This window comes from Streptomyces sp. DSM 40868, from assembly GCF_011820545.1.
Classification (GTDB): Bacteria; Actinomycetota; Actinomycetes; order Streptomycetales; family Streptomycetaceae; genus Streptomyces; species Streptomyces eurythermus.
Genome location: NZ_CP050504.1, coordinates 1,770,939 through 1,793,566 on the forward strand (window position 1 = coordinate 1,770,939; position 22,628 = coordinate 1,793,566).

General features: G+C 73.2%; 23 protein-coding genes and 1 pseudogene. 13 read left to right on the top strand and 11 right to left on the bottom strand.

The features are described from left to right. The first annotated feature begins 147 nt into the window (after positions 1 to 147). Positions 148 to 1,314: a serine hydrolase domain-containing protein gene (locus HB370_RS07915; RefSeq protein WP_030775002.1), complete on the top strand. Its 1,167-nt coding sequence runs from the start codon at positions 148 to 150 to the stop codon at positions 1,312 to 1,314. A 197-nt stretch (positions 1,315 to 1,511) separates the two neighbouring features. On the opposite strand, the gene HB370_RS07920 is transcribed toward HB370_RS07915, so the two are convergent. Both HB370_RS07920 and HB370_RS07925 read right to left on the bottom strand, forming a co-directional pair. Next, complete coding sequence (locus HB370_RS07920) at positions 1,512 to 1,667, bottom strand: hypothetical protein (RefSeq protein WP_157855523.1); 156 nt, start codon at positions 1,665 to 1,667, stop codon at positions 1,512 to 1,514. Between the two features lie 97 nt (positions 1,668 to 1,764). After that, on the bottom strand, positions 1,765 to 3,057 hold the full coding sequence (locus HB370_RS07925) for an MFS transporter (protein ID WP_063766398.1): 1,293 nt from the start codon (positions 3,055 to 3,057) through the stop codon (positions 1,765 to 1,767). Between the two features lie 227 nt (positions 3,058 to 3,284). Between HB370_RS07925 and HB370_RS07930 the strand changes: the two genes are divergently transcribed. Then, a complete protein-coding gene (locus tag HB370_RS07930) occupies positions 3,285 to 3,749 on the top strand; it encodes a Rieske (2Fe-2S) protein (RefSeq protein WP_030774999.1) in 465 nt (154 codons plus the stop codon). Positions 3,750 to 3,760: 11 nt separating this feature from the next. On the opposite strand, the pseudogene HB370_RS07935 reads toward HB370_RS07930, so the two are convergent. Beyond that, positions 3,761 to 4,229: pseudogene (locus tag HB370_RS07935) on the bottom strand (isochorismatase family protein). Positions 4,230 to 4,334: 105 nt separating this feature from the next. Here HB370_RS07935 and HB370_RS07940 point away from each other — a divergent pair. Beyond that, complete coding sequence (locus tag HB370_RS07940) at positions 4,335 to 4,805, top strand: pyridoxamine 5'-phosphate oxidase family protein (RefSeq protein ID WP_030774997.1); 471 nt, start codon at positions 4,335 to 4,337, stop codon at positions 4,803 to 4,805. 3 nt (positions 4,806 to 4,808) lie between these two features. Here the strand turns inward: HB370_RS07940 and HB370_RS07945 are convergent, their stop codons facing one another. Continuing rightward, positions 4,809 to 5,711, bottom strand: a complete 903-nt coding sequence (locus HB370_RS07945) for a LysR family transcriptional regulator (RefSeq protein ID WP_030774996.1) — start codon at positions 5,709 to 5,711, stop codon at positions 4,809 to 4,811. A gap of 38 nt (positions 5,712 to 5,749) precedes the next feature. Between HB370_RS07945 and HB370_RS07950 the strand changes: the two genes are divergently transcribed. After that, the gene (locus HB370_RS07950) at positions 5,750 to 6,739 is read left to right on the top strand and encodes a DMT family transporter (protein ID WP_037700012.1); all 990 of its coding nucleotides are present in this window, start codon (positions 5,750 to 5,752) and stop codon (positions 6,737 to 6,739) included. Between the two features lie 152 nt (positions 6,740 to 6,891). Here HB370_RS07950 and HB370_RS07955 read toward each other — a convergent pair whose 3' ends face one another. After that, positions 6,892 to 8,223, bottom strand: coding sequence for an aminotransferase class I/II-fold pyridoxal phosphate-dependent enzyme (locus tag HB370_RS07955; RefSeq protein WP_106980557.1), 1,332 nt, complete (start codon positions 8,221 to 8,223; stop codon positions 6,892 to 6,894). 23 nt (positions 8,224 to 8,246) lie between these two features. On the opposite strand from HB370_RS07955, the gene HB370_RS07960 reads away from it, so the two are divergent. After that, positions 8,247 to 8,951, top strand: coding sequence for a pyridoxamine 5'-phosphate oxidase family protein (locus tag HB370_RS07960; RefSeq protein WP_244405468.1), 705 nt, complete (start codon positions 8,247 to 8,249; stop codon positions 8,949 to 8,951). Positions 8,952 to 9,065: 114 nt separating this feature from the next. Here HB370_RS07960 and HB370_RS07965 read toward each other — a convergent pair whose 3' ends face one another. The 3 genes from HB370_RS07965 to HB370_RS07975 all read right to left on the bottom strand — a co-directional run bounded on the left by HB370_RS07965 (position 9,066) and on the right by HB370_RS07975 (position 12,011). Continuing rightward, positions 9,066 to 10,013, bottom strand: a complete 948-nt coding sequence (locus tag HB370_RS07965; protein WP_030774991.1) for a DMT family transporter — start codon at positions 10,011 to 10,013, stop codon at positions 9,066 to 9,068. Between the two features lie 194 nt (positions 10,014 to 10,207). After that, a complete protein-coding gene (locus tag HB370_RS07970) occupies positions 10,208 to 11,212 on the bottom strand; it encodes an EamA family transporter (protein WP_030774990.1) in 1,005 nt (334 codons plus the stop codon). Positions 11,213 to 11,258: 46 nt separating this feature from the next. Then, positions 11,259 to 12,011 carry a Clp protease N-terminal domain-containing protein gene (locus HB370_RS07975; protein WP_244405470.1) on the bottom strand — a complete coding sequence of 251 codons (753 nt, stop codon included), beginning with the start codon at positions 12,009 to 12,011 and terminating at the stop codon, positions 11,259 to 11,261. Between the two features lie 267 nt (positions 12,012 to 12,278). Between HB370_RS07975 and HB370_RS07980 the strand changes: the two genes are divergently transcribed. After that, complete coding sequence (locus HB370_RS07980) at positions 12,279 to 12,713, top strand: SRPBCC family protein (protein WP_030774983.1); 435 nt, start codon at positions 12,279 to 12,281, stop codon at positions 12,711 to 12,713. Between the two features lie 67 nt (positions 12,714 to 12,780). Here the strand turns inward: HB370_RS07980 and HB370_RS07985 are convergent, their stop codons facing one another. Continuing rightward, positions 12,781 to 13,416 carry a PadR family transcriptional regulator gene (locus tag HB370_RS07985; protein ID WP_030774982.1) on the bottom strand — a complete coding sequence of 212 codons (636 nt, stop codon included), beginning with the start codon at positions 13,414 to 13,416 and terminating at the stop codon, positions 12,781 to 12,783. 253 nt (positions 13,417 to 13,669) lie between these two features. On the opposite strand from HB370_RS07985, the gene HB370_RS07990 reads away from it, so the two are divergent. From HB370_RS07990 to HB370_RS08005, 4 genes are all read left to right on the top strand, one after another. After that, positions 13,670 to 14,350, top strand: coding sequence for a class I SAM-dependent methyltransferase (locus HB370_RS07990; protein ID WP_030774980.1), 681 nt, complete (start codon positions 13,670 to 13,672; stop codon positions 14,348 to 14,350). 167 nt (positions 14,351 to 14,517) lie between these two features. Further along, entirely contained in the window at positions 14,518 to 15,330 is an 813-nt protein-coding gene (locus HB370_RS07995; RefSeq protein ID WP_037700008.1) for a class I SAM-dependent methyltransferase, read from the top strand. Between the two features lie 211 nt (positions 15,331 to 15,541). Next, a complete protein-coding gene (locus HB370_RS08000) occupies positions 15,542 to 15,955 on the top strand; it encodes a hypothetical protein (RefSeq protein ID WP_037700007.1) in 414 nt (137 codons plus the stop codon). Positions 15,956 to 16,317: 362 nt separating this feature from the next. After that, positions 16,318 to 17,130, top strand: coding sequence for a PhzF family phenazine biosynthesis protein (locus HB370_RS08005; protein ID WP_030774975.1), 813 nt, complete (start codon positions 16,318 to 16,320; stop codon positions 17,128 to 17,130). A gap of 24 nt (positions 17,131 to 17,154) precedes the next feature. Here the strand turns inward: HB370_RS08005 and HB370_RS08010 are convergent, their stop codons facing one another. Both HB370_RS08010 and HB370_RS08015 read right to left on the bottom strand, forming a co-directional pair. Beyond that, entirely contained in the window at positions 17,155 to 17,955 is an 801-nt protein-coding gene (locus HB370_RS08010) for a type II CAAX endopeptidase family protein (RefSeq protein ID WP_030774974.1), read from the bottom strand. Positions 17,956 to 18,145: 190 nt separating this feature from the next. Continuing rightward, positions 18,146 to 19,663: a hypothetical protein gene (locus tag HB370_RS08015; protein WP_030774972.1), complete on the bottom strand. Its 1,518-nt coding sequence runs from the start codon at positions 19,661 to 19,663 to the stop codon at positions 18,146 to 18,148. Between the two features lie 570 nt (positions 19,664 to 20,233). Between HB370_RS08015 and HB370_RS08020 the strand changes: the two genes are divergently transcribed. The 3 genes from HB370_RS08020 to HB370_RS08030 all read left to right on the top strand — a co-directional run bounded on the left by HB370_RS08020 (position 20,234) and on the right by HB370_RS08030 (position 22,343). Next, entirely contained in the window at positions 20,234 to 20,836 is a 603-nt protein-coding gene (locus tag HB370_RS08020) for a hypothetical protein (protein ID WP_030774970.1), read from the top strand. 321 nt (positions 20,837 to 21,157) lie between these two features. Beyond that, on the top strand, positions 21,158 to 21,364 hold the full coding sequence (locus HB370_RS08025) for a DUF5999 family protein (RefSeq protein ID WP_030603474.1): 207 nt from the start codon (positions 21,158 to 21,160) through the stop codon (positions 21,362 to 21,364). Between the two features lie 421 nt (positions 21,365 to 21,785). Then, entirely contained in the window at positions 21,786 to 22,343 is a 558-nt protein-coding gene (locus HB370_RS08030) for a hypothetical protein (RefSeq protein ID WP_030774968.1), read from the top strand. Positions 22,344 to 22,628 lie beyond the last annotated feature (285 nt).

Sequence of the window (22,628 nt, forward strand, 5' to 3'; positions counted from 1 at the left end):
GGTCATGGAAGAGGTTGACCTTGACCTCGGGTCAGGGTGAAGGCTCGTCTCATCGCCGCTTCGAAAGGGCCGGTGGCCGCCTTCCGCAGTCTCGTCACGCGGCCCGAGCGCTGCCGCGTACCTGCTGGCCTGAGACAAGGAATGACCATGAGCGAGTCCCTCCGCACCGCCCAGAACCCCGTCGCCGGACCGGATCGCCCGGAGCTGCGCAAGGCCCTCCAGGAGATCGTCGATTCCGGTATCACCGGAGTGCACCTGCGCGTGCACGACGAGCGGGGCGGGTGGGCCGGCAGCGCCGGGGTGGCCGAGTTGGGCGCGAACGCCGAGCCGCCGGCCGACGGGCACGTGCGGATCGGCAGCAACACCAAGACCTTCACCGCGACCCTGGTGCTGCAACTGGTGGCCGAGGAAAAGGTCGCGCTGGACGTCCCGGCAGCCGTTTACCTGCCCGGGTACGGGCTGGACGAGCGCATCACGGTGCGGATGCTGTTGCAGCACACCAGCGGGGTGTTCAACTTCACCGGCGAGTACTACGAGGACGGGACGGTGGCGCCGGGAATCATCCCTGCCACCGTCTCGGGCAAGGAATGGGTGGACAACCGGTTCCACACCTACCGGCCCGAGGAACTGGCACGGCTGGCGCTGTCCCGGCCCGCGCGGTTCGAGCCGGGCACGGACTGGAGCTACTCCAACACGAATTACGTACTGGCCAGACTGCTGGTCGAGAAGGTCACCGGCCGCTCGTGCGCCGAAGTGACACAGGAGCGGATCGTACGGCCGCTCGGTCTGTCGGGCACCAGCGTGCCGGGCACCTCACCGGAGATTCCCAGGCCGTACTCCCACGCGTACTACCGGTACGAGGACGCCGGCCGCCAGGAGACGGTCGACGTCACGCGCCACAATCCCTCCTGGATCTCCGCCGGCGGTGACATGATCTCCACCACCCAGGACCTCCACACATTCATCTCCGCACTGGCAGGCGGCCGGCTCCTGCCCGCCCCGCTGCTGGCCGAGATGGCGAAGCCGCACCCCAAGAGCGGTTTCGGTCTGGGACTGCGCGTACAGGAAGCGGGCCCCGGCGGCGGCACGCTGCTCTTCCACAACGGCGGCGCCGCCGGCCACGCGGCGCTGATGTACAGCACGTCCGACGGCGGCAAGACCCTGACCGCCTCGCTGAACTATGTGGACGACGCCGCATTGTCCCTGACCGGAGCATTCCTCAAGGCACAGGACAGGCTCGTGCAGGAAGTGTTCCGCGGCGGGCGGACCGGACCGGCCGACGAGGCGGCCGGGACCGCTCAGCCAGCGGTCTGAGGGCGGCGGGCCGCCTCCTGGGTGGGGCTTCCAGCCGCCCGGCCTGGTGGAGGGCGACGATCTGCGCACCTACGTCACGGAGTTGTCCGGTCGGAGGCGCGGACCTGCGAGATGTCGCCGGTCACAAGACCGCCGGGCAGGGCCGTGCCCGGCACTCAGGCTCAGGATGTCGGCCCAGGGCCGGCAGGGCAGGTCGGTCACGTTTCTCGTGGACGGTCAGCCGGATCGGCCGGGCGGGAGACCGCTGCCCGCACCGTCGGCACCTTGGAGTCCAGCCAGTAGTCGGCCCCTACGGCCACGGCCTTGGTGTCGAACTCGCTCTGCGAGTAGAGGGCGAAGGGCTGTCGGCGCACGCTCCTGATCAGCCGGTGGCCGTCGGATGTCTGGCTCTTGCGCTGTTCCTGGTGGAGGTCTTGTCCGGACAGGGCGCGCCGGGCGCCGGCACCTGTCTCACGGATCAGTCCGCTGGGCGGCGGCACGTGGGCGGGCGGCGCGGAGATGGGCGACGGTGACGACGGCGCTGACCGCGAGGGGCACCAGCAGCGCCGCGTTCATGGACTCCCAGCCGAGGGCGTCCAGCACCGGTCCCGCGGCCAGCGCGCCGACGGCGGACCCGCCGAGGGTGAAGACCTCGCCGATGCCCTGGACCAGGGAACGTTCCCGCGGCCGGTAGGAGTGGGCGACCAGCGCGGAACCGGAGACGTACATGAGGTTCCAGCCCACGCCGATCAGCCCCAGGGCGATCATGAAGTGCGTGTGGGACAGGCCCGTCAGGGCGGTCGCGGCGCCCAGTGCGCTGACGGCGGCGCCGATCAGAAGTGTCCGTCCCGCGCCGATGGACCGGGTGAGCGGTCCTGAGGCGAAGGCGGTGGCGTACATGCCGACCATGTGCCACTGGATGACCTGGGCGCCGTCGTGAACGGAGTGCCCGGCCCTGACCGCCGCGATGGGGGCCGCGGCCATCAGTGAGGTCATCGTGAAGTACCCGACGCAGGAGCCCGCGACGCCGGCGAGGAACACCGGCTGCTTCGCGATCTGCCCGAGGGTGCGCGGGGCCGCGTCCTCGGCGGCAGCCTGGGGCCCTGACGGGGCAGCGGCGGCCGCTTCGGTGTCCTCGGCCGTCAGCGTGGACAGCACACCGAGGGAGATCAGCGCCAGCACGGTGACCAGTGCGTAGGAGCCCGTGAACTCCACGGGACCGAGGTCCTTGACCGCCGTGGCGAGGAAGGGGCCGGCGACGGCCGCGATCACCCCGCCGGACAGAACGGTCGAGATGGCCTTGCCGCGCTCTTCGGGCGGGAACATGTCGGCGGCCGCGTACCGGTAATAACCCGCGAACGCCTGATGGACGCCGATACAGGCGATGCCGAAACAGAAAAGCACGAACTGCTCGGTGAGCAACGCGGTGACCGAGGTGATACCGCCGGTCAGCGCGGCACCGGAGCCGACCAGGAACCCGGCCTTGCGTCCGCGACTCCTCATGAAGCGGGACGCGGGGTAGGTGGCGGCCCAGGAGCCGACGCTGATGAGGGCGAACGGCAGGGTCGCCAGCGCGGGCACGGGAGCGAGTCTGAGGCCGGCCAGGCCGGTGAGCGTCAGGTCGATGCTGATGCCGAAGTAGTAGAGCATCTGGGCCGACGTCAGCACCGTCATGGCGCGGCGCCGGTGCGGAGTGCCGGGCACGGCCAGCGGCGTACCTCCTTCGGTGTCTCTCTGCTCGACTTCCTGGGAGGGCTGTGTCATCGGATTCACCGGATCGGGTGCAGTGACGCGAGGTCTGACAGTGCTGCGAGATCAAACGTGATTGGAACTCCCATCGAAAGGATAGGGAAGCGGGGCAACGCTTCTCGGAGAACGAGACAGTTGGACGCGGGAGCTCCCGCGCACCTGCTCCGCCTTCTGAACGGCCGCGGTCGTACGCCCGTATCCCAGGGCGGACCATGACCAGCTCCGCCGAAGGGAAACGTCCTATGAGCAGCGCCTCGTCCCACCCCAGCGCCGGTCCGGACCGTCGTACCGTCGTGGCAGCGGTCGGAGCCGCGGGGCTCGCCGCCGCGCTGACCGCCTGCGGCTCGGGCGACGACTCCTCCGACGCCGGGTCGGCCGACGCCGGTACCACGGCCACCGGGGCCGCGTCGGACGGCGGCGGCACCGCGCTCGCCAAGGCCGCCGACATCCCCGAGGGCGGCGGCAGGATCTTCAAGGACCAGGGCGTGGTGGTCACCCAGCCGACGGCGGGCACCTACAAGGCGTTCTCCGCCGAGTGCACCCACCAGGGCTGCGCGGTCGGCAGCATCGCGCACGGCATGATCGTGTGCCCGTGTCACGGCAGCGAGTTCTCCGTAGCGGACGGCAGCGTGAAGAAGGGACCGGCGACGAAGGGGCTGGCCCCGGCGCGGATCACCGTGTCCGGCGACGACATCAGGCTGGCCTGAACCGGCCCGGCTCAGCGCCGTTCCCGCGGCCCGCCGAGGCAGCCCGGTATCTCGTCGGTGGTCGTGACCGTGGCGACCAGCGCCAGCGTGTGGCGGAGCACCGCGGCCGTTGTAGTCGGCGGGTACGCCCGCGATGGCGTCGGCCGGGACCACGGCGGTGCAGCCGAGGTCGACGGCGTCGAACACCGCGTTGGGGACGGTCACGTTGGCCGACACCCCGGTGACGATCAGCACCCGGCAGCCGAGGTTGCGCAGCGGGGACAGCCCGTGCGGCCGCCGCAGAACGAAGTCCTCCTCGGCGACCTCGGTCGGCGGCGCGACCCGGACCGCCGCGGTACCGGCCGGCTGCCGCACGGGCAGCCGCTCGGCGGCCCGGAACAGCCGGGCGTTGCGGCCGACGACCCCCTGCTGGCACTCCACGGTGAGCAGGACGGTACCGGCGGGCTCGAGGAGTTCGCCGAGCTGCTCGTACGACGGCATGACGCGCCCCTTGAAGACGACCCGTTCTCTTTTCTGACGTCATGCCAGAGGATCGGCGGGAGCCGATAAGTCTCCGTTCCGACAGGGGAGAAGAGAGGGGGCCGCATGTCCGTCGCCCGTCAGCGCCGGGGCCGCAGGATCATGATGTCGCCGGCCGAGCTGGACGAGTTCCTCGCCACCCGGCGCACCTGCCGGATCGCGACCGTCTCGGCCGACGGCACACCGCATGTCAGCGCGCTGTGGTTCGCCTGGGACGGCACGTCGATGTGGCTGTACTCCGTGGTGCGCAGCCGGCGCTGGGCACAGTTGCGCCGCGATCCCCGGGTGGCGGTCGTGGTCGACTCCGGGGAGGAGTACGGCGAGTTGCGCGGGGCGGAGCTGTCCGGCCGGGTGGAGTTCGTGGGCGAGGTGCCGCGCCGGGGTGAGCTGTGCGCCGAACTCGACACGGCCGAGACGCTGTTCGCGCGCAAGAACTTCGGCCTGGAGGAGATGCCGCACGACGGCCGGCACGCGTGGGCCCGGCTGACCCCGGAGAAGATCGTGTCCTGGGACTTCCGGAAGCTGGGCGGGGCGTAGGGCTCAGTCGATCCGCCGGGCCGCCGTCCGCAGGGCCTCCACAGCCGCGCGGATGGAGGGCCGGCGGTCGGCGTCCGCCCGCCAGATCACGTACACATGGCGGCGCACCCGCTGCTTGAGCGGCACGAAAACCACACCGTCGGGCACCGGCTGCCGGCCCAGCCGCGGTGCGATGCACACGCCCAGCCCGGCGGCCACCAACCCGAGTTGGGTGTGGGTCTCACCGGCGCGGTGGCCGACGATCGGCTCGACGCCCTTGGACCGCAGGGTGAACAGCAGCCACTCGTGGCAGAACTCGCCCTCGCACCAGGTGATCCACTCGTCCTCGGCGAACTCGGTCAGGTCCACCTCCTCCCGGTCCGCGAGCCGGTGCCCCACGGACATGGCGACATCGGCGGGATCGTCCAGCAGAGGTGCCTTGACCAGGCCGTCGGGGACGGGCATCGGCTTGTTGTACCAGTCCAGCACCACCGCCAGGTCGAGATCGCCGCGGACGACCCCGGCGATCCCCTGCTCCGGTTCCAGCTCGCTGGAGCGCACCCGCAGCCCCGGGTGCTCGGTGCGCAGCGCGCCCAGCGCGGCGGGGAACAGGCCCCGGGCCGCGGTCGGGAACGCCGACAGCCGCAGTTCGCCGACGACCTGGCCGCGGTGCGCCTCCAGGTCGGACTCGGCCAGCTCGACCTGGGACAGGATGCGCGCCGCGTGCTCCGACAGCAGCCGCCCGGCGTCGGTGAGCCGCACGCCCCGGCCGTTCTTGGCGAGGAGCCGCTGGCCGACCTCCCGCTCCAGCTTGCCCAGCTGCTGGGAGACCGCGGACGTGGTCACGTGCAGCGCGTCGGCGGCGGCACTGACCGAGCCGTGCCGGGCCAGTGCGTCCAGGGTGCGCAGGCGCTCAAGGTTCAACATGTAAGTGATCCTAAGAGGTACCAGGTGGGAAATCTCGATTGTGCTACGAGGTTGCCTCCAGCATCGTTGTGGGCATGAGCACGATCAGCACCCGCGCCCGCAGCCGTACCCCCTCCCCCGCCACCGCCCCCGGCCCCGCCAGGAGCCGCGCCCGCCTGGACTGGCGGCTGCGCTTCGGCGTCCTGTCCCTGATCTGGGGCTTCAGCTTCCTGTTGATCAAGGTGGGCACCGAGGGGTACGCGCCGTTCCAGGTCACCCTCGGGCGGCTGGTGTTCGGCACGGCGGTGCTGGCGGCGACGATGGCCGTGAAGCGGGAGCGACTGCCGCGCGGGGCCCGGCTGTGGGGGCATATGGCGGTCGCCGCGTTCCTGCTGAACGCCCTGCCGTTCTCCCTCTTCGCCTACGCCGAGCTGACGATCCCGTCCACCCTGGCCGGCATCTGCAACGCCACCTCCCCGCTGTGGGGCATGGCCCTGTCCCTGGTCGCGCTGTCCGAGGACCGGCCGACCCGGGTACGCGTGGCCGGGCTCGGGCTGGGCTTCCTGGGCGTGCTGACCGTGCTCGGCGTCTGGCAGGGCTTCCACGGGCTGGACGCCGCGGGCACGGCGATGGCACTGCTGGCCTCGCTGAGCTATCCGGTGGGCTGGATCTACGTCCGGCGGACGCTGGCCGGTACGGGCAACTCCCATCTGTCCATGACCGGCGGGCAGTTGCTGCTCGCCACGGCCCAGCTCGCCGTGGTGACGCCCCTCTTCGCCGGCGTGCCCGGGCACTTCCCGCTCGTTCCGCTGCTGGCCGTCGCCGCGCTGGGCGCGCTGGGCACGGGGCTGGCGGTGCTGATCCAGTACGGGCTGGTGGCCGAGGTCGGGCCCACCACCGCCCAGATGGTCACGTACTTCATCCCGGTCATCGCCACGGCGGCGGGGGTGGCGATCCTCGGGGAGTCGCTGCGGTGGACGACGCCGGTGGGAGCGGTGATCGTGCTGGCGGGCGCGGCGCTTACCCAGGTGCGGGGGAAGGGTGCGTGAGGGAGTCGGGCGCGGGGGGGGCGTGCGCGGGTGCGAGTGCGGGCTCGCCGTGGCTCGTCGCGCGGTTTCCCGCGCCCCCTCTCCCGGTTCCCCAGTCCCCCGGTTCTCCCGTCCCTCCGGCTCTCCTCGCTCTCCCGGTCTTCCCGCCCGCCTCAGCCGTAGACGCGGGCCGGGGACGGGCGGATGGCCGCCGCCACCGCGTCGGCCAGCACGGTGATGTCCGCCTCGGTCAGCGGGGAGACCGTGATGCGCACGCCCTGCGGGGAGGCCAGGCGGAAGCGGGCGCCCGGGGCCACCGCCCAGCCTCTCTGGAGCAGCCGGGCGAGAGCGCCCGTCTCGTCGGGGACCGGGACCCAGACGTTCATGCCGCTGCGGCCGTGGGCGGTGACGCCGCGCTCCGCCAGCGCGTCGACGAGGGCGTCCCGCCGGGCGCCGTAGGACCGGGCCACCGCCGCCCGGTCCACCGCGCCGTGCGACCACAGGTGGGCCACGGCGCGTTGCAGCAGCAGGCTCACCCAGCCGGGGCCCAGGCGCTGGCGGCCCCGGAGCCGGTCCACGGTGACCGGGTCCCCGGTGAGGACGGCGAGGCGCAGGTCGGGGCCGTAGGCCTTGGCGGCGGAGCGGACGAAGGCCCAGTGGCGGGTGACGCCCGCGAGGGGGTGCAGCGGCAGGTCGACGATGCCGTGGCCGTGGTCGTCCTCGATGAGCAGGGTCCCCGGGTGCTCGCGCAGCACCGCGCGCAGGGCACGTACGCGGGTGGCGGTCACCGAGGCGCCGGTCGGGTTCTGCGCCCGGTCGGTGACGATCAGGGCGCGGGCCCCGGACTCCAGGGCGCGGCGCAGGTCCTCCGGGCGCGGTCCGTCGTCGTCCACGCCGACCGGGGCGGTGTGCAGGCCGAGCGCGGGGACGAGGTCGAGGAGGCTGCCCCAGCCGGGGTCCTCTACGGCGACCGTGTCGCCGGGTCTGAGGTGCGCGGTGAGGACGCGTTCGATGGCGTCGAGGGAGCCGGAGGTCACGGTCAGCGGGCCCGCGGGGACGCCGTCGGCGTCGAGTTCGGCGCGGGCGAGCCGGGCGAGGTCCGCGTCCACGGGGTCGTCGCCGTAGCGGACGGGCCGCCGGTCGCCCTGTTCGGCCGCCGCGGCGAGGGCCGGGGCCAGGCTGGGCAGCAGGGCCGGGTCGGGGTTGCCCGTGGACAGGTCGCGGCCGCCGGGGGGCACCTCGACGCGCAGCTCCTCGCGGCCGGTGGTGGCCGGCTTGGGGCGGACCCGGCTGCCCCGGCGGCCGGCCGTCTCGATCACCCCGCGTTCACGCAGGATGCGGTAGGCGGCGGCGACCGTGTTCGGGTTCACCCCCAGCCGCTCCGCCAACTCCCGCAGCGGAGGAAGGAGTTGCCCTGGCTCCAGCCCGCCCGATCCGACCGCCCGTTCGACGCTGGCCGCGATCTCGGCTGCGCCACGCCCTTCGATCCGATACTCTCCTAGCACAAAGCCCATTATGCACTAGTGCAATGAAGTTCGCCATGGAGGGGACCATGCAGGACGCCACCGAGGAATCGCGGCCCGCCGCCTACGCGCCGACCGACCGGACCGTGCCGACGCGTTCCGCGAAGCGGGCGTCGTACGACAAGGCGCTGGTGCACGCGATCCTGGACGAGGGGTACGTCTGCCACCTCGGCTTCGTCCGGGACGGCGCCCCCGTGGTGCTGCCGACGCTGTACGGCCGGGTCGGCGAGCGGCTCTACATCCACGGCTCGACCGGCTCCCGGCCGCTGCGGATGACCGGCCAGGCCGACCCGGGCCTGCCGGTGTGCCTGACGGTCACCCACGTCGACGGGCTGGTGCTGGCCCGCTCCACCTTCCACCACTCGATCAACTACCGCTCGGTCGTGGTGCACGGCATCGCGCACGAGGTCACCGACCCGGAGGAGCGGTGGCTGGCCCTGGACGCGCTGGTCGACCACGTCGTACCGGGCCGGGCCGCCGACTCCCGGCCCGCGAACAGCAAGGAGCTGGCCGCCACCGCGGTGATCCGCCTGGACCTGGAGGAGGTCTCGGCCAAGGTCCGCACCGGCGGTGCCAACGACGAGCCCGAGGACCTCGCTCTGCCGCACTGGGCCGGCGTCATCCCGCTCCGCAAGGGCTACGAGGCCCCCGTTCCCAACGACGACCTGACTCCCGGCATCGAGCTGCCGGACTATCTGGCGACGCTGTAACGGCGACGGCCCGCCCCGGGACCCACGGTCCGGGGCAGCCACCGGTCACACCACGGTCGGCTCCGGGGCGGCCGGGCAGTCAGACCCGGTCGCCCAGGAGGGCCGACCGGCCGGTCACACCACCGTCGGCTCCGGGCGGCCGGACGCGCGGGCCTCGCTCACGGCCAGGCCGGCGACGGCGCCGAGCATCAGCAGGGTGCCGGCCGCCGTGGCCGCCGTGAGCCGCTCGCCGAGCAGGAGCACGGCCAGTGCGGCCGCGGTCACCGGCTCCAGCAGCATGATCACGGAGACGGTGGCGGACCGGACGACCGCCGCTCCCGCGAAGTAGAACGCGTACGCGAGGGCCGTCGGCACGGCGGCGATGTAGAGCAGCAGGCACAGCAGCCGGACCGGGTGGGCGGTGTGCGGGAGCAGTCCCTCGTGGACGGCGAGCGGCAGCAGGCACAGGCTGGTCACGGCGAAGGCGCCCACCGTGGTGCCGGCGGTGTCGCCGCCGCCGTCCCTCCCCCACCAGCGGGTGAGCAGGGTCATGGCGCCGTAGCCCGCCGCCGAGACCACGGCGAGCAGCACCCCGGCCGGACGGACGGTCGCGGCGGAGCCGCCCAGGGTGAGCACGGCCAGCCCGGCGAGCGCGCCCACGACGGCCGCGGCACCGCCCGCGCCCAGCCGCTCGCCGAGCAGCAGCCGGGCACCCAGCGCTATCAGCACGGGACCCGCGCCGAGGGTCACGACGGTGGCCACGGCCAGCCCGGTCGACGCCACCGCCGCGAAGTACGCCGTCTGGAACACGGCGAGGGCGACACCGGTGGCCAGGACCCTCCTGACCGCGCGGCGCGCCGGCCGGGCGGGGGCGGTGCGGCCGGCGCGCGGACGCAGCAGGCGGCCGGCCAGCAGCAGGGCGAGCCCCAGCGCGCAGCGCCAGAAGGAGAGGGCGACGGCGCCCAGGTCGCTGGTCCGGTAGACCAGCGAGCCGGCGGCACCCGCGGTGCCCCAGGTGGCACCGGTGATGATCAGGTAGAGCAGGCCACGCCCGACGGGCAGGCCGGAGGAAGTGTTCGACAACAGAATCTCTCCGCAGAAGCGCGCATGACAGCGCGGAAGTTCGAAGGCGTCCCGGTTCGGCGGGGCGCGCTGACTTCATCTGCGGGCAGCACCGTCCAGCCCGGCGCGTGCGCGCGTCGGGCGAGTGTCCCGGAGGCCCGCCTCAGGCGGCCGGGGGCGGAAGGACGAGTGCGTTCTGCGGCATGATCGGGACTCTAGGCCGCGGTGCCCCGCGCGGACAACTCCCTTTCCGCGCCACCGGCGGCCACCGGCTCGGGAGTGCCCTTGCCGGAGCCGGCGAACTGGGCGATGAACGCGCCGACGAGGACGACCGCGCCGCCGGCGACCTGCGGCGCGGAGAGGTGCTCGCCGAGCAGCACCCAGGCCAGCACGGTCGCGATGACCGCCTCCAGGCAGGCGACGACGCCGGCGACCTGCGGCGACAGCCGGCGCACGGACAGCACCCCGGTGACGTACGCGATCACCGTGGCGACGAGCACGATCCAGGCGAGCAGGGCGGCGGCCGGTACGGCGGTGCCGTTCAGGTCGGCGGAGCCGCCCAGCACCGACCAGTCCATGTTCCAGGGGCGGGCCACCGCCGTCAGCACGGCGGCGCCGACGAGCAGCCCGTAGGCGATGACCCCGAGCGGGTCCGGTGCGGTCTCGCCCGCGTCGCCGCCCTGGTCGGCGAGGATGAAGTAGCCGACCTGGCAGCAGGCGGCGCCGAGGGCGAGCACCAGGCCGAGCGCGTCGAAGCTCAGCCCGGACCAGACCTCCACCACGCAGGCGAGGCCGCCGGCCGCGAGGACCACGCCGAGCGCGGCGGCGCGGGTGACGGGCCGCCGCTGCACGAACCGCACCCAGCCCAGCACCAGGGCGGGCGCCAGGTACTCGATGAGCAGGGCGACGCCTACCGGGATCCGGGAGAGCGCGGCGAAGTAGCAGGCCTGGACTCCGGCGACGGCGAGCAGTCCGAAGCCGGCGAGCAGCGCGGGCCGGCGGCGCGGCAGGGCGCGGTGGCGCACGGCGAGCGGCAGCATCACCAGGGCGGCGCCCGCCACCCGCAGCCACACCACGTGCAGCGGGTCGAGGCCCGCCTCGATCAGCGGCTTCGCGGCCACACCGGATCCGCCGAAGGCCAGCGCGGAGGCGAGGGCGAGGCCGAGCCCGGCTCCCTTGCCGGGACTGTCCTGACTGCTCACAGACGTATGCACCGGCACATGATGCCAGGCGCCGACAGGAGCGTCACCCCTGTTGACACCTGTCTCAGCCGGTGGACGGTCCGGGCCGTTCGCCGTCCGTCCGGTCGTCGTCGGCGCGTGTCCCGGTCCCGGCCTCGATCCGCGCGATCAGGTCGTCAGCCGCGATGCCGGCGCGTCCGAGCACCTCCACGGCCCGGGACCCCGGGTCGGCGGCGAGCGCCGCGAGCAGATCGGTACCGGCGACGCGGTGGGCGTTCCGCCGCCGGGCGCGGGCACGGGCGTCGACGAGCGCGGCGGCAGCAGCGGGCGACCAGCGGCCGGCGTCCCGGCCCGTGGCGTCGGCGTACCGGCCGACGGCGACGGCGTACCGGCCCATGCCGTCGGTGTCCCGGCCGGTGGCGTCGGTGTCCCTGCCCGCGGCGTCGACGTTCCGCTCCGTGGCGTCGGCGTACCGGCCCGTGGCGTCGGCGGGCGGCTGTCCGGAACGGGGGCCGGCCGGAGCGGTTACGACGGGGAGCGCGCCGGAGTCCTCGACGCCGGCCCGCCAGCGCAGTCCGTAGCCGATGCTGCGCTGCACGAGGTAGCCGAGGAGCCGGGCGAGCCGCCGCGGTTCGCCCACTGCGGCACGGACCTCGGGGTCGTGTTCCAGCAGGGCGTGGAGCAGATGGGCGGTGTCGGTCTGCCGGTCCCCGTCCCGGACGGCCCTCCTGCGGGCACCGGCGACCACCGCCGCCAGCTCCGCGTCGAGCCCGGCAGCGCCGTCCTGGTGCGGAACCGCTCGGTCGGGGGCGGTCCGGTCGGCTGTACGCGGTTGCACATCCCCTACCTCATCAGCCCCAACGGGACGGGACATCCGCGACAGGAACCATTTTCGCGTCCCACGCGGAGTGGACATCACCGGCCCGGATTTCATCCTCACGGAGGAGATCCGGCCGATGTGGCACGATTCCGCGCGCGCCGCCTTGCCGTACGTGCGCCGGCCCCGGAGTGCGGCTGACGGTTCGTCAGTGTTGAATGTTCGCGCCCCTGCGGCTACGTTCCGCGGCACCGCAGCCCGGTACGCCCGATCCGGAGGGGTGGTCGCATGGCCGAAGTCAGCACGGAGGCACGCGTCCAGGCGCCGGCCGGGGAGGTGTGGGCCCGGCTCACCGACTGGCCGTCGTACGGGGAGTGGAACGCGACCCACACCGGTTTTCCGCGGGGCGGCCCGGCGAACCTGGCCGCGGGCGGGACGTTCCGGGAGGACATGAAGCTGATGGGCTTTCCGGCGGAGGTCGACCGGACCATCGGGGAACTGGAGCCGGCCCGGGTCCTCGCCGCCCGCGGCAAGGGCCCGATGGCGGTGACCGTCGCCACCCGCCACACGCTGACCCCGGAAGACGGGGACGCCACGAAGGTCCGGATCGACGGCGAGTTCACCGACACCACCGTGTCCCTGACGGCGGCCAGGCTCGAGGACTCGGCGACGGCCGCGCTGACCGAGTCACTGCGCCGGCTCGGCGACCTGGTGACCTGGTGACCTGAGGGGGAGCTTCCACCCGGCCGGACCGCCAGGCGCCCAGCCGGGACCGGTCGCCGTATAAGCCTCAGTGCTCGTCGGCGAGGATCAGATACAGCTTCTTGCGGGCGTCGTTGAGGACGGTCAGCGCCTTCTCCCGCTGTTCCTTGCTGCCGGTCTTCCAGACCTGGCCGAAGGCCTCCATCAGACCGAAGCCGGCCTGACGGATCTCGCCGAGGGCCTCCCAGTCGACCCCGCGCGTGGCCTCCTCCCAGGGGGCGTCGGGACCCTCCTCGGCGGCGACGCGCCCGCTCTCGGTGAGCGCGAACAGTTTCTTGCCGCCCTCACTCTGGCTGGCGATCAGGCCCTCGTCCTCCAGCAGCTGGAGGGTGGGGTAGACCGAGCCGGGGCTGGGCTTCCAGGCGCCGCCGCTGCGTTCGGCGATCTCCTGGATCATCTCGTAGCCGTGCATGGGCCGCTCCTTGAGCAGGGCCAGCAGCGAGGCGCGCACATCACCGCGCCGCGCCCGCCCCCGCGGCCCGCCGCGCCCACGCGGCCCCCAGGGACCGGCCCCGAACCCGGGCCCACCGGGTCCGAACCCCGGCCCACCCGGACCGAACGGCCCGAAGGCCCCCCGCCGCCCCTCGAAACCGCCCATACCCCACCGCGCGGAACCCTCGTGCCGATGCCCACGCTCGAATCCCTCGAACCCATGGCCACGCATCATGATCACTCCATCCCATCGCTGATCAGTCACGTACGCATCGCGTATCGTTCGCGATGACTCAACGATATATCGGAAGAGAGGGAGTGCCAAGACCCCGCGTCCGCCCGGTGACCTGTGACAGCGGACCTCGCCCGAGTGCCACCGAAGTGCCACCGGAGATTGATTGACGACGGTTTGTGCCAGGGACGCCGTTTTGCAGGAGCGGCAACAGGAGTGGCGTGACCGGGCCGCGATGGGTGACGTTGGGCCCGTGACCGACAACATCACAGCGGGATCGCCCGCGTCTGACACTTTCTTGCCTGGCGACGGATACGTCGGAGACCCCGCGGTGCGGGCGGAGTGGGACAACCGGTACGCCGACCGACAGCAGCTGTGGAGCGGCCGGCCCAACGGTGCGCTGGTGGCCGAGGTCGCCGGGCTCACGCCCGGGCGGGTGCTCGACGTCGGCTGCGGCGAGGGCGCGGACGCCGTCTGGCTCGCGCGCGGCGGCTGGGACGTGACCGCCCTCGAGGTCTCGGGTGTGGCGCTGGAGCGGGCGGCCGGGCACGCGCGGGACGCGGGCGTCGCCGTTCGCTGGGTGCACGCCGAGCTGACGGAAGCGGCGCTCCCGCCGGCCTCCTTCGACCTGGTCTCCGCGCAGTATCCAGCCCTGCTGCGCACCCCCGACGCCGCAGCCGAGCGAGCGCTGCTCGCGGCCGTCGCGCCCGGCGGCGTGCTGCTGCTCGTACACCACGCGGGGATGGACGCCCAGCAGGCGCACGACAGCGGCTTCGACCCGGCTGACTACGTCTGGCCCTCGATGGTCGCCGCCCTGCTCACCGACGACTGGAAGGTGGAGGTGAACGAGCAGCGACCACGCGTGGCACCCGAAGGCGGCGCCGGCGCGCACCATACCGACGACCTGGTGCTGCGTGCGCGACGGCTGCGCTGAGCCCCTCCGCTCGCAGCACCCCGGCATCTGGGCAGAGTGGATGACCGAGCCGCCGAAAACGGGCTGCGGCCTCTCAACCTTCGGTGGCGATCGGCCACGGTTCGCCGTCACAGGTCATCTAGGCTGACGCGGTGACTGATGAGCAGCAGCGGGTGCGGCCGTCGGGAGTGTGGGCCACGGCGGTGGGGGTGGCCAGGGTGCGGGCGTTGGAGAACGAGCGGAAGAACGCGCTGTTCCGCGATCCGCTGGCGCAGGCCTTCGCCGCCGCCGGCGGCCTGTGGCCCTGCTCGCCGCCACCCGACGACGAGGCCGCGCGCCGCCGTCGGCTGGCGGTGTCGTTGTCCATCGTCATCAGGACGAAGTTCCTCGACGACCTGTTGCGGCAGGCCTCCGCGTCCGGGGTCCGGCAGGTCGTGCTGCTCGGCGCCGGGATGGACAGCCGGGCCTTCCGGATGGACTGGCCCGAGGGCACCCGGCTGTTCGAGGTCGACACCGCCGCACCACTGGACTTCAAGGCTTCGGTACTGCGCCAGGAGCGGGCCGTCGCACGCTGCGAACGGATCACCGTCGCGGTGGATCTGCGCGAGGACTGGCCGGGCGCGCTGGCCGCCGCGGGGCACGACCCGGCGTCGCCGACCGTGTGGATCGCCGAAGGACTGCTGATCTACCTGCCCGAGGACGCGGTCGAGCTACTGCTGGCCCGGATCAGCGCGCTGTCGGCGGCCGGCAGTCGGATGGGGCTGACCTTGGGCTCGCGCGGCGTGATCGAGCGCTTCGGCGCGGACGCCGAGCCGGGATCAGCGGCGTCCATGTGGGTCTCGGAGATGCCCGACGACCCGGTGGGCTGGCTGGCCGGGCACGGCTGGGAGGCCACCGGCCACACCCTGCGCGAGCGCGCCGCCGCCTACGGCCGCCCGTTCGACACCCCGCCGCAGCGCGAGGAGGGGCCCGGCGGGCTGATCTCCGCGGTCCGCCGGTAGCGCGCCCCCGGGCGGCGCCGCGCACACGACGCCGTCGGGCCGGGCTCGAGGCGAAGCGGGTGATGCCCCGCTTCCCTGCCTCGCCGCGCCGTTCAGCGCCCCGCCCTCCTCGAGTTCGCCGGGCTCGAAGCTCGTGGTTCCGCAACCCGGCCATGGGACAGGGGGCGGCGCCCGGCCGAGGTCCGCCCGCCGCGCCGATACGCTCGGCTGCGTGGCCCGTCATCGGAAGAAGCCCCGCCGCCTGGTCGCCGACGGGCGCGTGTACCTGTGGACGCTGCGCCACGGCCACCGCGTGCCGTACGGCGGCCGGCCCACGGAGTGCCGCCAGATCCTCACGCTGTACCCGCAGCCGGCCGGCACCGGCGGCCCGCTGCGCATCGTCTTCGCCGCCGGCCCGGGCCGGTATGTCCCCGGCGGGTTCCCCATGGGCTCGGGGGACGTGGGGCACGTACGGGGCGGTTCCCTGAACCTGCACGAACCGGGCGCCGTACGGGCCCTGCTCGACGCGGTGTCGGCCCAAGACCGGCGGCCGGGCGAGCGAGGGGCGGTGGAGATCGACGGCTGGCCGCTGCTGGAGGCGGTGACGGCCACGACGGCCGAAGACGCCGGCTCCCCAAACTCATAGGTTCCGTGGCGAGGGCCCGGCCGTCGGCGGTCCGGCGTCCCAGGTGGGGAATCCCCCCTGCGCGGGCGCGTCACGAGGAGTTCCGCGGACCGTACCCCGAATGCGTACACACGTTGCCCAATCGGACGTTTCCCCGAGACCGTAGCCGAACCGTGTCGCCGCTCTCGTGGCTCCACGCAGTCACCGGACCGCCACCACAGCGGCCGGCCGAGCCTCGCCGCGACCGACGTCCCCGCACCGGACGCCCACACCCGCCACGGCAGCCCGGAGAAACCCGGTCTGGCCCGTGGCCCGGAAAACCAGTCCGGTCCTCGTGAATTGGCCTTGGTCCCGGGGCCGTCGCTGCCGCTAGCGTCGGCGTCATGCGCATTCGAATCGTGGACGCCTTCGCCGACCGCCCGTTCACCGGCAACCCGGCCGGAGTCCTGCTCCTGGACGACGTCTTCCCGGACGACGACTGGCTCCAGAACGTCGCGATGGAGGTGAACCACGCGGAGACGGCGTTCGCCCACCCGCTGCCCGAGGGCGGTGACGCCGACTGGGCGCTGCGCTGGTTCACCCCCGTCACCGAGGTCGCCATGTGCGGGCACGCCACCCTCGCCACGGCCCACGTCCTGCACACCACCGGCGCCCACGAAGGGCCGGTGCGGTTCGCCACCCGCAGCGGCGTGCTGATCGCCACGCCCGGCGCGGACGGCTCCCTCACCCTGGACTTCCCGACCGCCCCGCTCACCCCCGCCGAACTGCCGGCCGGGGTCGCCGAGGCGCTGGGCGCGCAGCCGCTCGCCGCCTTCGACACCGGGCCCGGCATCGGCGACCTGCTGGTGGAACTGGCCGACGAGAAGACCGTGCTCGGGCTCTCCCCCGACCACAAGGCCCTCGGCGCCTACTCCGCGCGCGGCCTCATCGCCACGGCCCGCGCCGAGGAACCGGCCCGCGGCTACGACTACGTCTCCCGCTGCTTCTTCCCCAACGTCGGCATCGACGAGGACCCGGTGACCGGCAGCGCCCACACCGCGCTCGCCCCGTACTGGTCGCCCCGGCTCGGCAGTGACGACCTCACCGGGCTCCAGGCCTCCCGCCGTACCGGACTCGTCCGTACGGGCCTGCGCGGCGCGCGGACGCTGCTCACCGGCCACGCGGTGACGGTCATCGAGGGCGACCTGCGCGCCTGAGCGGCTCGCCGGCGGCCCGCGCGGTCAGGCCGTCGGCAGCCAGCCCACCTTGCCCGCGAGGAGGGCGTAGCCGACGAACGCCCCGATGTCGAGCAGGGAGTGGGCGACGACCAGCGGGCCGACGCGCCCCCAGCGGCGGTACAGCCAGACGAACACCACGCCCATGGCCATGTTGCCGAGGAAGCCGCCGACGCCCTGGTAGAGGTGGTACGAGCCGCGCAGGACCGAGCCGGCCAGCAGGGCGGCGCCCGGCCCCCAGCCCAACTGGCCCAGTCTGCGCAGCAGATAGCCGACGACGATGACCTCTTCGAGGACCGCGTTCTGCACCGCCGACAGGATCAGCACCGGGTACTTCCACCAGACGTCCGGCAGCGCCTCGGGTACGACGGTGAGGTTGAAGCCGAGGCCGCGGGCGGCCAGATAGAAGGCGATGCCGGTGCTGCCGATCACGGCCGCGACCCCGGCGCCCCGGGCCAGGTCGGGCCAGGGGCGGGTACGGTCGAAGCCGAGGACGCGCAGGCTCGCGCCCTCGCGCAGCAGCAGGTGGGCGACGAGGGCCACGGGGACCAGCGCGGTGGCGATGCCGAACAGCTGCCAGGCCAGGTCCAGCCAGGGGCGGCCCGGCGCGGCGGAGGCGTTGAGGGTGGCCGCCTGGTCCTTGAGACCGCCCGGCTTGGTGACCGAGCCGATGAAGCTGATCAGCGCGGACACCCCGCTCGCCCCGAGGGAGAGCGCCAGCACGAGCAGCGTCTCGTCCCGCAGCGTCCGCCGCGGGTCACGTGCCCGCACCGGGGAATCGGCCACCGCGTCAGCCTCCACCTGCACTCCCGCCTCCAGCCGGCTCATGGACCCGTGGCCCATCTTCGCCTGGCAAGGATCGCAGAAGCGCACCCGGACCCCACACACCAGCCCACACCCGAACGCACCCGACCCACGCACCAGCCGACACCCGGACCCCCGGCACCGGCCCGTACTGGTGGCCGGGCGGCGTCACGGTGCGACGGCCCAGCCGCCGTCACCCCAGCGGTACCGGCTCCGGCAGGCCCACCGGCCAGGTGTGGACCGGTTCCCCGCCGTGCATCAGCTCGGCGTACCGGCGGGTCGTCGCCGCCAGGGCCGCCTCGCGGGACAGGCCCCTCTCCAGCGCCCGGTGGAAGGTGGCCGCCTGCCAGGACGCCCCGTTGACCCGGCGCCGGCAGCGCTCCTCGATCACGCCCAGGTAGAGGTCCCGGTCGGCGGCCTCCACGCCCCACGCGTCCAGCCCGGCCGCGGCGAGCGGCAGCAGCTCGTCGCGGACCAGCGTCACCGCGTCGACCTCGCCCGTGCCGCCGTAGCGTCCCCGCCGGGGCCAGACGAAGCGCGCGTCGATCCCGTACCGGCAGGCAGCGTCGAAGTTCGCCTCGGCCGCGTCGAACGGCAGTCGCGTCCACACCGGCCGGGACTCCTCGGCGAGCGCCCGGACCAGGCCGTAGTAGAAGGCCGCGTTGGCGATGACGTCGGTGATGGTCGGCCCGGCGGGCAGCACCCGGTTCTCCACGCGCAGGTGCGGCAGGCCGTCCGCGATGCCGTACACCGGCCGGTTCCAGCGGTAGATCGTGCCGTTGTGCAGCACGAGTTCACCGAGCCGGGGCACCCCGCCGGCCTCGATGACCTCCAGCGGCTCCTCGTCGTCGCGGATCGGCAGCAGCGCCGGGAAGTAGCGCAGGTTCTCCTCGAACAGGTCGTACGCCGAGGAGATCCACCGCTCGCCGAACCAGGTCCGCGGCCGTACCCCCTGGGCCTGCAACTCGGGCGGCCGGGTGTCGGTGGACTGCAGGAACAGCGGGGGCCGGGACTCGCGCCACAGCTCGTGCCCGAAGAGGAACGGCGAGTTGGCGCCCACGGCGATCTGCGCGGCGCTCGCCGCCTGGGCCGCGTTCCACACGTCCGCGAACCGGTCCGGGGTGACCTGGAGGTGCAGCTGCACCGAGGTGCACGCGGCCTCCGGCACGATCGACTTGGACGTGCAGACGAGGTGCTCGACGCCGTCGATGTCGAGCCGGAAGTCCTCGCCGCGGGCGGCGACGATCTGGTCGTTGAGGAGGGTGTAGCGGTCGACCTCGGAGAGGTTGGAGGAGACCAGGTCGTCCCGGTCGAGGGTGGGCAGGATGCCGATCATCACGATGCCCGCGTCCACCTCGCCGGCCTTGCGGTCGGCATAGGCGAGCGAGGTGCGCAGCTCCTCGGCGAGCCGGTCGAACACCCGCCCGCCCAGCCGGTGGGGCGCGATGTTCACTTCAAGGTTGAACATGGCGAGTTCTGTTTGGAAATCACGGCTCGCGATGCGTTCCAAAACCTGACCGTTCAACATTTTCGGCATGCCGTCGGGCCCGGCGAGATTCAATTCTATCTCCACCCCCATGAGGTTCTTGGGGCGGTCGAATCGCTTCTCCCGCAACAATCGCTCCAGTCCCGTCAGACACTTCTGGAGCTTTTCGCGATAGCGCTGGCGATCGGACAGGTCGAACTGCCCCGCCACGACCTTTTCCCCCATCGAAGTGTCCCTCCTCGGATGGGCGGGCCGGCGCTCCGGCCGCCGGGCTCCCGGTCAGGGGGGATGATGCCCAGCCGAAGCGATCGATAACGTGCCCTGCCGGCCCGCCGCCCGTTACTCTGTCGGAATGTTCCCGGCGGCACATTCACGAGGCATGCCGCAGGGTGCACCCTCGGGTGCCCCGAACGCGTCGTGAAAAACGCCGATGACATCCGGCCGACCACTACCGGCGCGTAATGCGAGGTCAGCGGCGACCGGCCGGACCGGAAATCGGGATGAGTTCGGCAAATCGACGGCCTAATTCATCCTTGTTCCCGGAACCGGAATCGGATAGCCGAAACATCGGCCGAACAAACGTCGTATAAACTTCGTGCGCACGGCAGAGGTGGCACCCTCGGTCCTGGTTGCCGAGGCGTTACCGCCATCCCGGTTGACGGGGGGCGGACCGAGCCGCACCCTCGTTCACACCCGACCCGGGCCCCCACCTCTCCGGCCTTCCGTGAGCAGACAGCGCCGTCCGCCCCACCCCCTCCTCGCGCCGCCGCGCCTGTCGAATGAGAGGCGACCCACATGCCGCTGCACGTGCCCCCTGCCCCCGCGCCCGCCCTGCGCTCCGTCCTCACCGCCCTCGGTTCTCCCACCGCGGTCCGTGAGGCGCGTACCCCTTCCCTGCGCGCCGCGCAGGGGCCCGCGACACCCGAACTCCCACTGCCGGTCCATGTGTGGGACCGCATCTCCGAACAAGGCCTGTCCGCGACCCGGCTGGCCGGCTGGCGCTTCCTGATCCGGTGCGGCGACCGGGCGGTGGCCGCGGCCGACACCATGCTCACCCCCGATGGCTGGGCCTTCTCGCACTTCTTCGAAGGCCCGTACATCGCCTCCACCGAACGCGCCCTGAAGCAGGCCGATGCGCTGCAACTCCCGTACCAGCCAAGGCTGTTGTCGGTACCGGGGCTGTACATGCTCACCCTGTGGCTGCACGGCGACCACTCCGGCGACGGCACCGAAGGCCATCCGGCCGCCACCGATCTGCTCGTCCCGCTGGCCCCGGCCCCGCCTGGCATTCCGGCCCACCGTCCCTTCCGTGTCGCCGAGTTGCTTCCGGTGCTGACCCAGCGGGTGACTCCTCTCCCGCTGCTCGGCCCGACCGCGCTCGGCTCACCCGCCGCCTGACCGACACCCCGCCTACCCCGCTTCCCGCCCGGGAAGCGGGGTACGGCCGTTTCCGGGGCCCGGGCACCGCCGCGGCAGGGCCCGGGTAGGGCCGCTCCGGGGCCCCGGCCGGCCGGACTAGTCCCTTCCGGCCAGGGCGAACCACCCGAAGTGACCGGGGGGTTGGGCTGAACCGCCCGCGCGGGTGACGCGTCATGAACCTGTGAGAAGCGGTGGTGGGAAAACCCTGCGGAATGACACGCAGGAGAGAACACTGGACACAGACCGACTCTTTCATCACGGGGGACGGACATGATCACGACAGAGCGAAAGATCCCGCCCATGTGCCAGCACCAGCCGCCGTGCCCGCCAGCCGAATCCGCCGACCGGGAGTCCGCCCGCCTTGTGGCGCACCACCCGGAACAGGGCTGGAGCCTGCTGTGCAACGGCGTCCTGCTCTTCGAGGACACCGGTGAGCTGCTGCCCGACGGCCGCATCATCGCCCCGCACCGCCCGCTCGGTGCGGAGCAGGTGATGACCGCCGCCTGAGCAGGCACAACAATCCAGGGGCCGGCCGCACACACCCGTGCGCACCGGCCCCGACGCATGCCGGGACGCTCCCCGCGGGCGCCCCGCCGCCGACGCCGTCCGGCTGGTCGGATGCCTGATCCCGGGGGGCGGATGGAGACAAGGGGCCTCGACAGAGGGGCACCCAGCTCATGCCCGTACCCGTGATGCCGGTGCCCGTGCGGAACGCCTCGGCAGTGGCCCGGGTGGTGGCCGGGGCCAGCGGCACCTTGAGCAGCGTCACGGCCTGCGGTGGCCCACCGGCCGGGCATCGGGCTGTGGCCCGCCCCGGCGATACGGTCGCCGGCCCCGGCGATACGGTCCCGTCAAGAACGGCCGCCCGGCCGTCAGGGCGCCGTCAACGGGGGGCGCTCGGGCCGCCCGCGGGTCTACCGTTTTCCCCATGGAGCACCGCGACGACACCCGCCCCCTGGCGACCGGCCGGCACCCGTCCGGCACCGCGGCCGTGGCCTACGACCGCGACTGGGCCGGGGAGGTGCGCGGCGCGGTCCGCTACGCCACCGCGCTGCTCGGGCTGCTGCTGTGCCTGGACGGGGCGGCCGGCTCGCTGACCTGGTGGCGCGGTGTCCTGTGGCTGGTCACGGCCCTGCTGCTGCTCCTCGTCCTGTACCCGGCGCGCGTGTCGGCCGGCCAGGGCTGGCTGGCCTCCCGCCGCCTGGGGCGCACCCGCCGGGTCCGTACCGATCTGCTGATCGCGGTACGCCCGCTGGACGGTGTCAGCCGGCGGCTGGTGCTGCGCGACGCCCTGGGCCACCGGGTCGAGATCGACCCCGAGGTGCTGGTCCGCAACCCGGACCTGTGGTACCGGCTCGACGAGGGTGCCCGGCGCGCCGAGTCCGCCGGCATCCTGCTGACCGGTACGACCGCCCTGCACTCCCTCGCCCGCCGGGTGGACCGCGAGACCGCGCTGGGCGTGTTCCGCGCGTCGGACATGGAGTAGCGGCTCCCGATCAGAACAGCGGCGGCTGGGACGCCGAAGGCCCGGTGGTCATCGGCCTCACACACCCACGGTCTCGAGGCCCGCGCTCCGGCGACGGTGCGTGTCCCGTAGGCCCGGCCGGCCTCCCCCTCCGACGTTGTCCCGACGCTGCCGGCCCGCCCACCCGCTCCGACGATGGACATGTCCGGATGCCGTAGACCCACGGCCGACTCCGGCAATGTCCGGATGCCGTAGACGCCGCGGCCCGCTCCAGCCAGCGACCGTCCGGGTGCCGTACCCCGTGCC

Bases quoted from the DNA above. Each gene is read 5' to 3' on its own strand.
- HB370_RS07940 (WP_030774997.1), top strand. From the start codon at position 4,335: ATGTCCGTCGCCCGTCAGCGCCGGGGCCGCAGGATCATGATGTCGCCG.
- HB370_RS08025 (WP_030603474.1), top strand. From the start codon at position 21,158: ATGTGCCAGCACCAGCCGCCGTGCCCGCCAGCCGAATCCGCCGACCGG.
- HB370_RS07930 (WP_030774999.1), top strand. From the start codon at position 3,285: ATGAGCAGCGCCTCGTCCCACCCCAGCGCCGGTCCGGACCGTCGTACC.
- HB370_RS08005 (WP_030774975.1), top strand. From the start codon at position 16,318: ATGCGCATTCGAATCGTGGACGCCTTCGCCGACCGCCCGTTCACCGGC.
- HB370_RS07945 (WP_030774996.1), bottom strand. From the start codon at position 5,711: ATGTTGAACCTTGAGCGCCTGCGCACCCTGGACGCACTGGCCCGGCAC.
- HB370_RS08015 (WP_030774972.1), bottom strand. From the start codon at position 19,663: ATGGGGGAAAAGGTCGTGGCGGGGCAGTTCGACCTGTCCGATCGCCAG.
- HB370_RS07980 (WP_030774983.1), top strand. From the start codon at position 12,279: ATGGCCGAAGTCAGCACGGAGGCACGCGTCCAGGCGCCGGCCGGGGAG.
- HB370_RS07960 (WP_244405468.1), top strand. From the start codon at position 8,247: ATGAAGTTCGCCATGGAGGGGACCATGCAGGACGCCACCGAGGAATCG.
- HB370_RS08030 (WP_030774968.1), top strand. From the start codon at position 21,786: ATGGAGCACCGCGACGACACCCGCCCCCTGGCGACCGGCCGGCACCCG.
- HB370_RS07985 (WP_030774982.1), bottom strand. From the start codon at position 13,416: ATGCGTGGCCATGGGTTCGAGGGATTCGAGCGTGGGCATCGGCACGAG.
- HB370_RS07925 (WP_063766398.1), bottom strand. From the start codon at position 3,057: ATGACACAGCCCTCCCAGGAAGTCGAGCAGAGAGACACCGAAGGAGGT.
- HB370_RS07915 (WP_030775002.1), top strand. From the start codon at position 148: ATGAGCGAGTCCCTCCGCACCGCCCAGAACCCCGTCGCCGGACCGGAT.
- HB370_RS08020 (WP_030774970.1), top strand. From the start codon at position 20,234: ATGCCGCTGCACGTGCCCCCTGCCCCCGCGCCCGCCCTGCGCTCCGTC.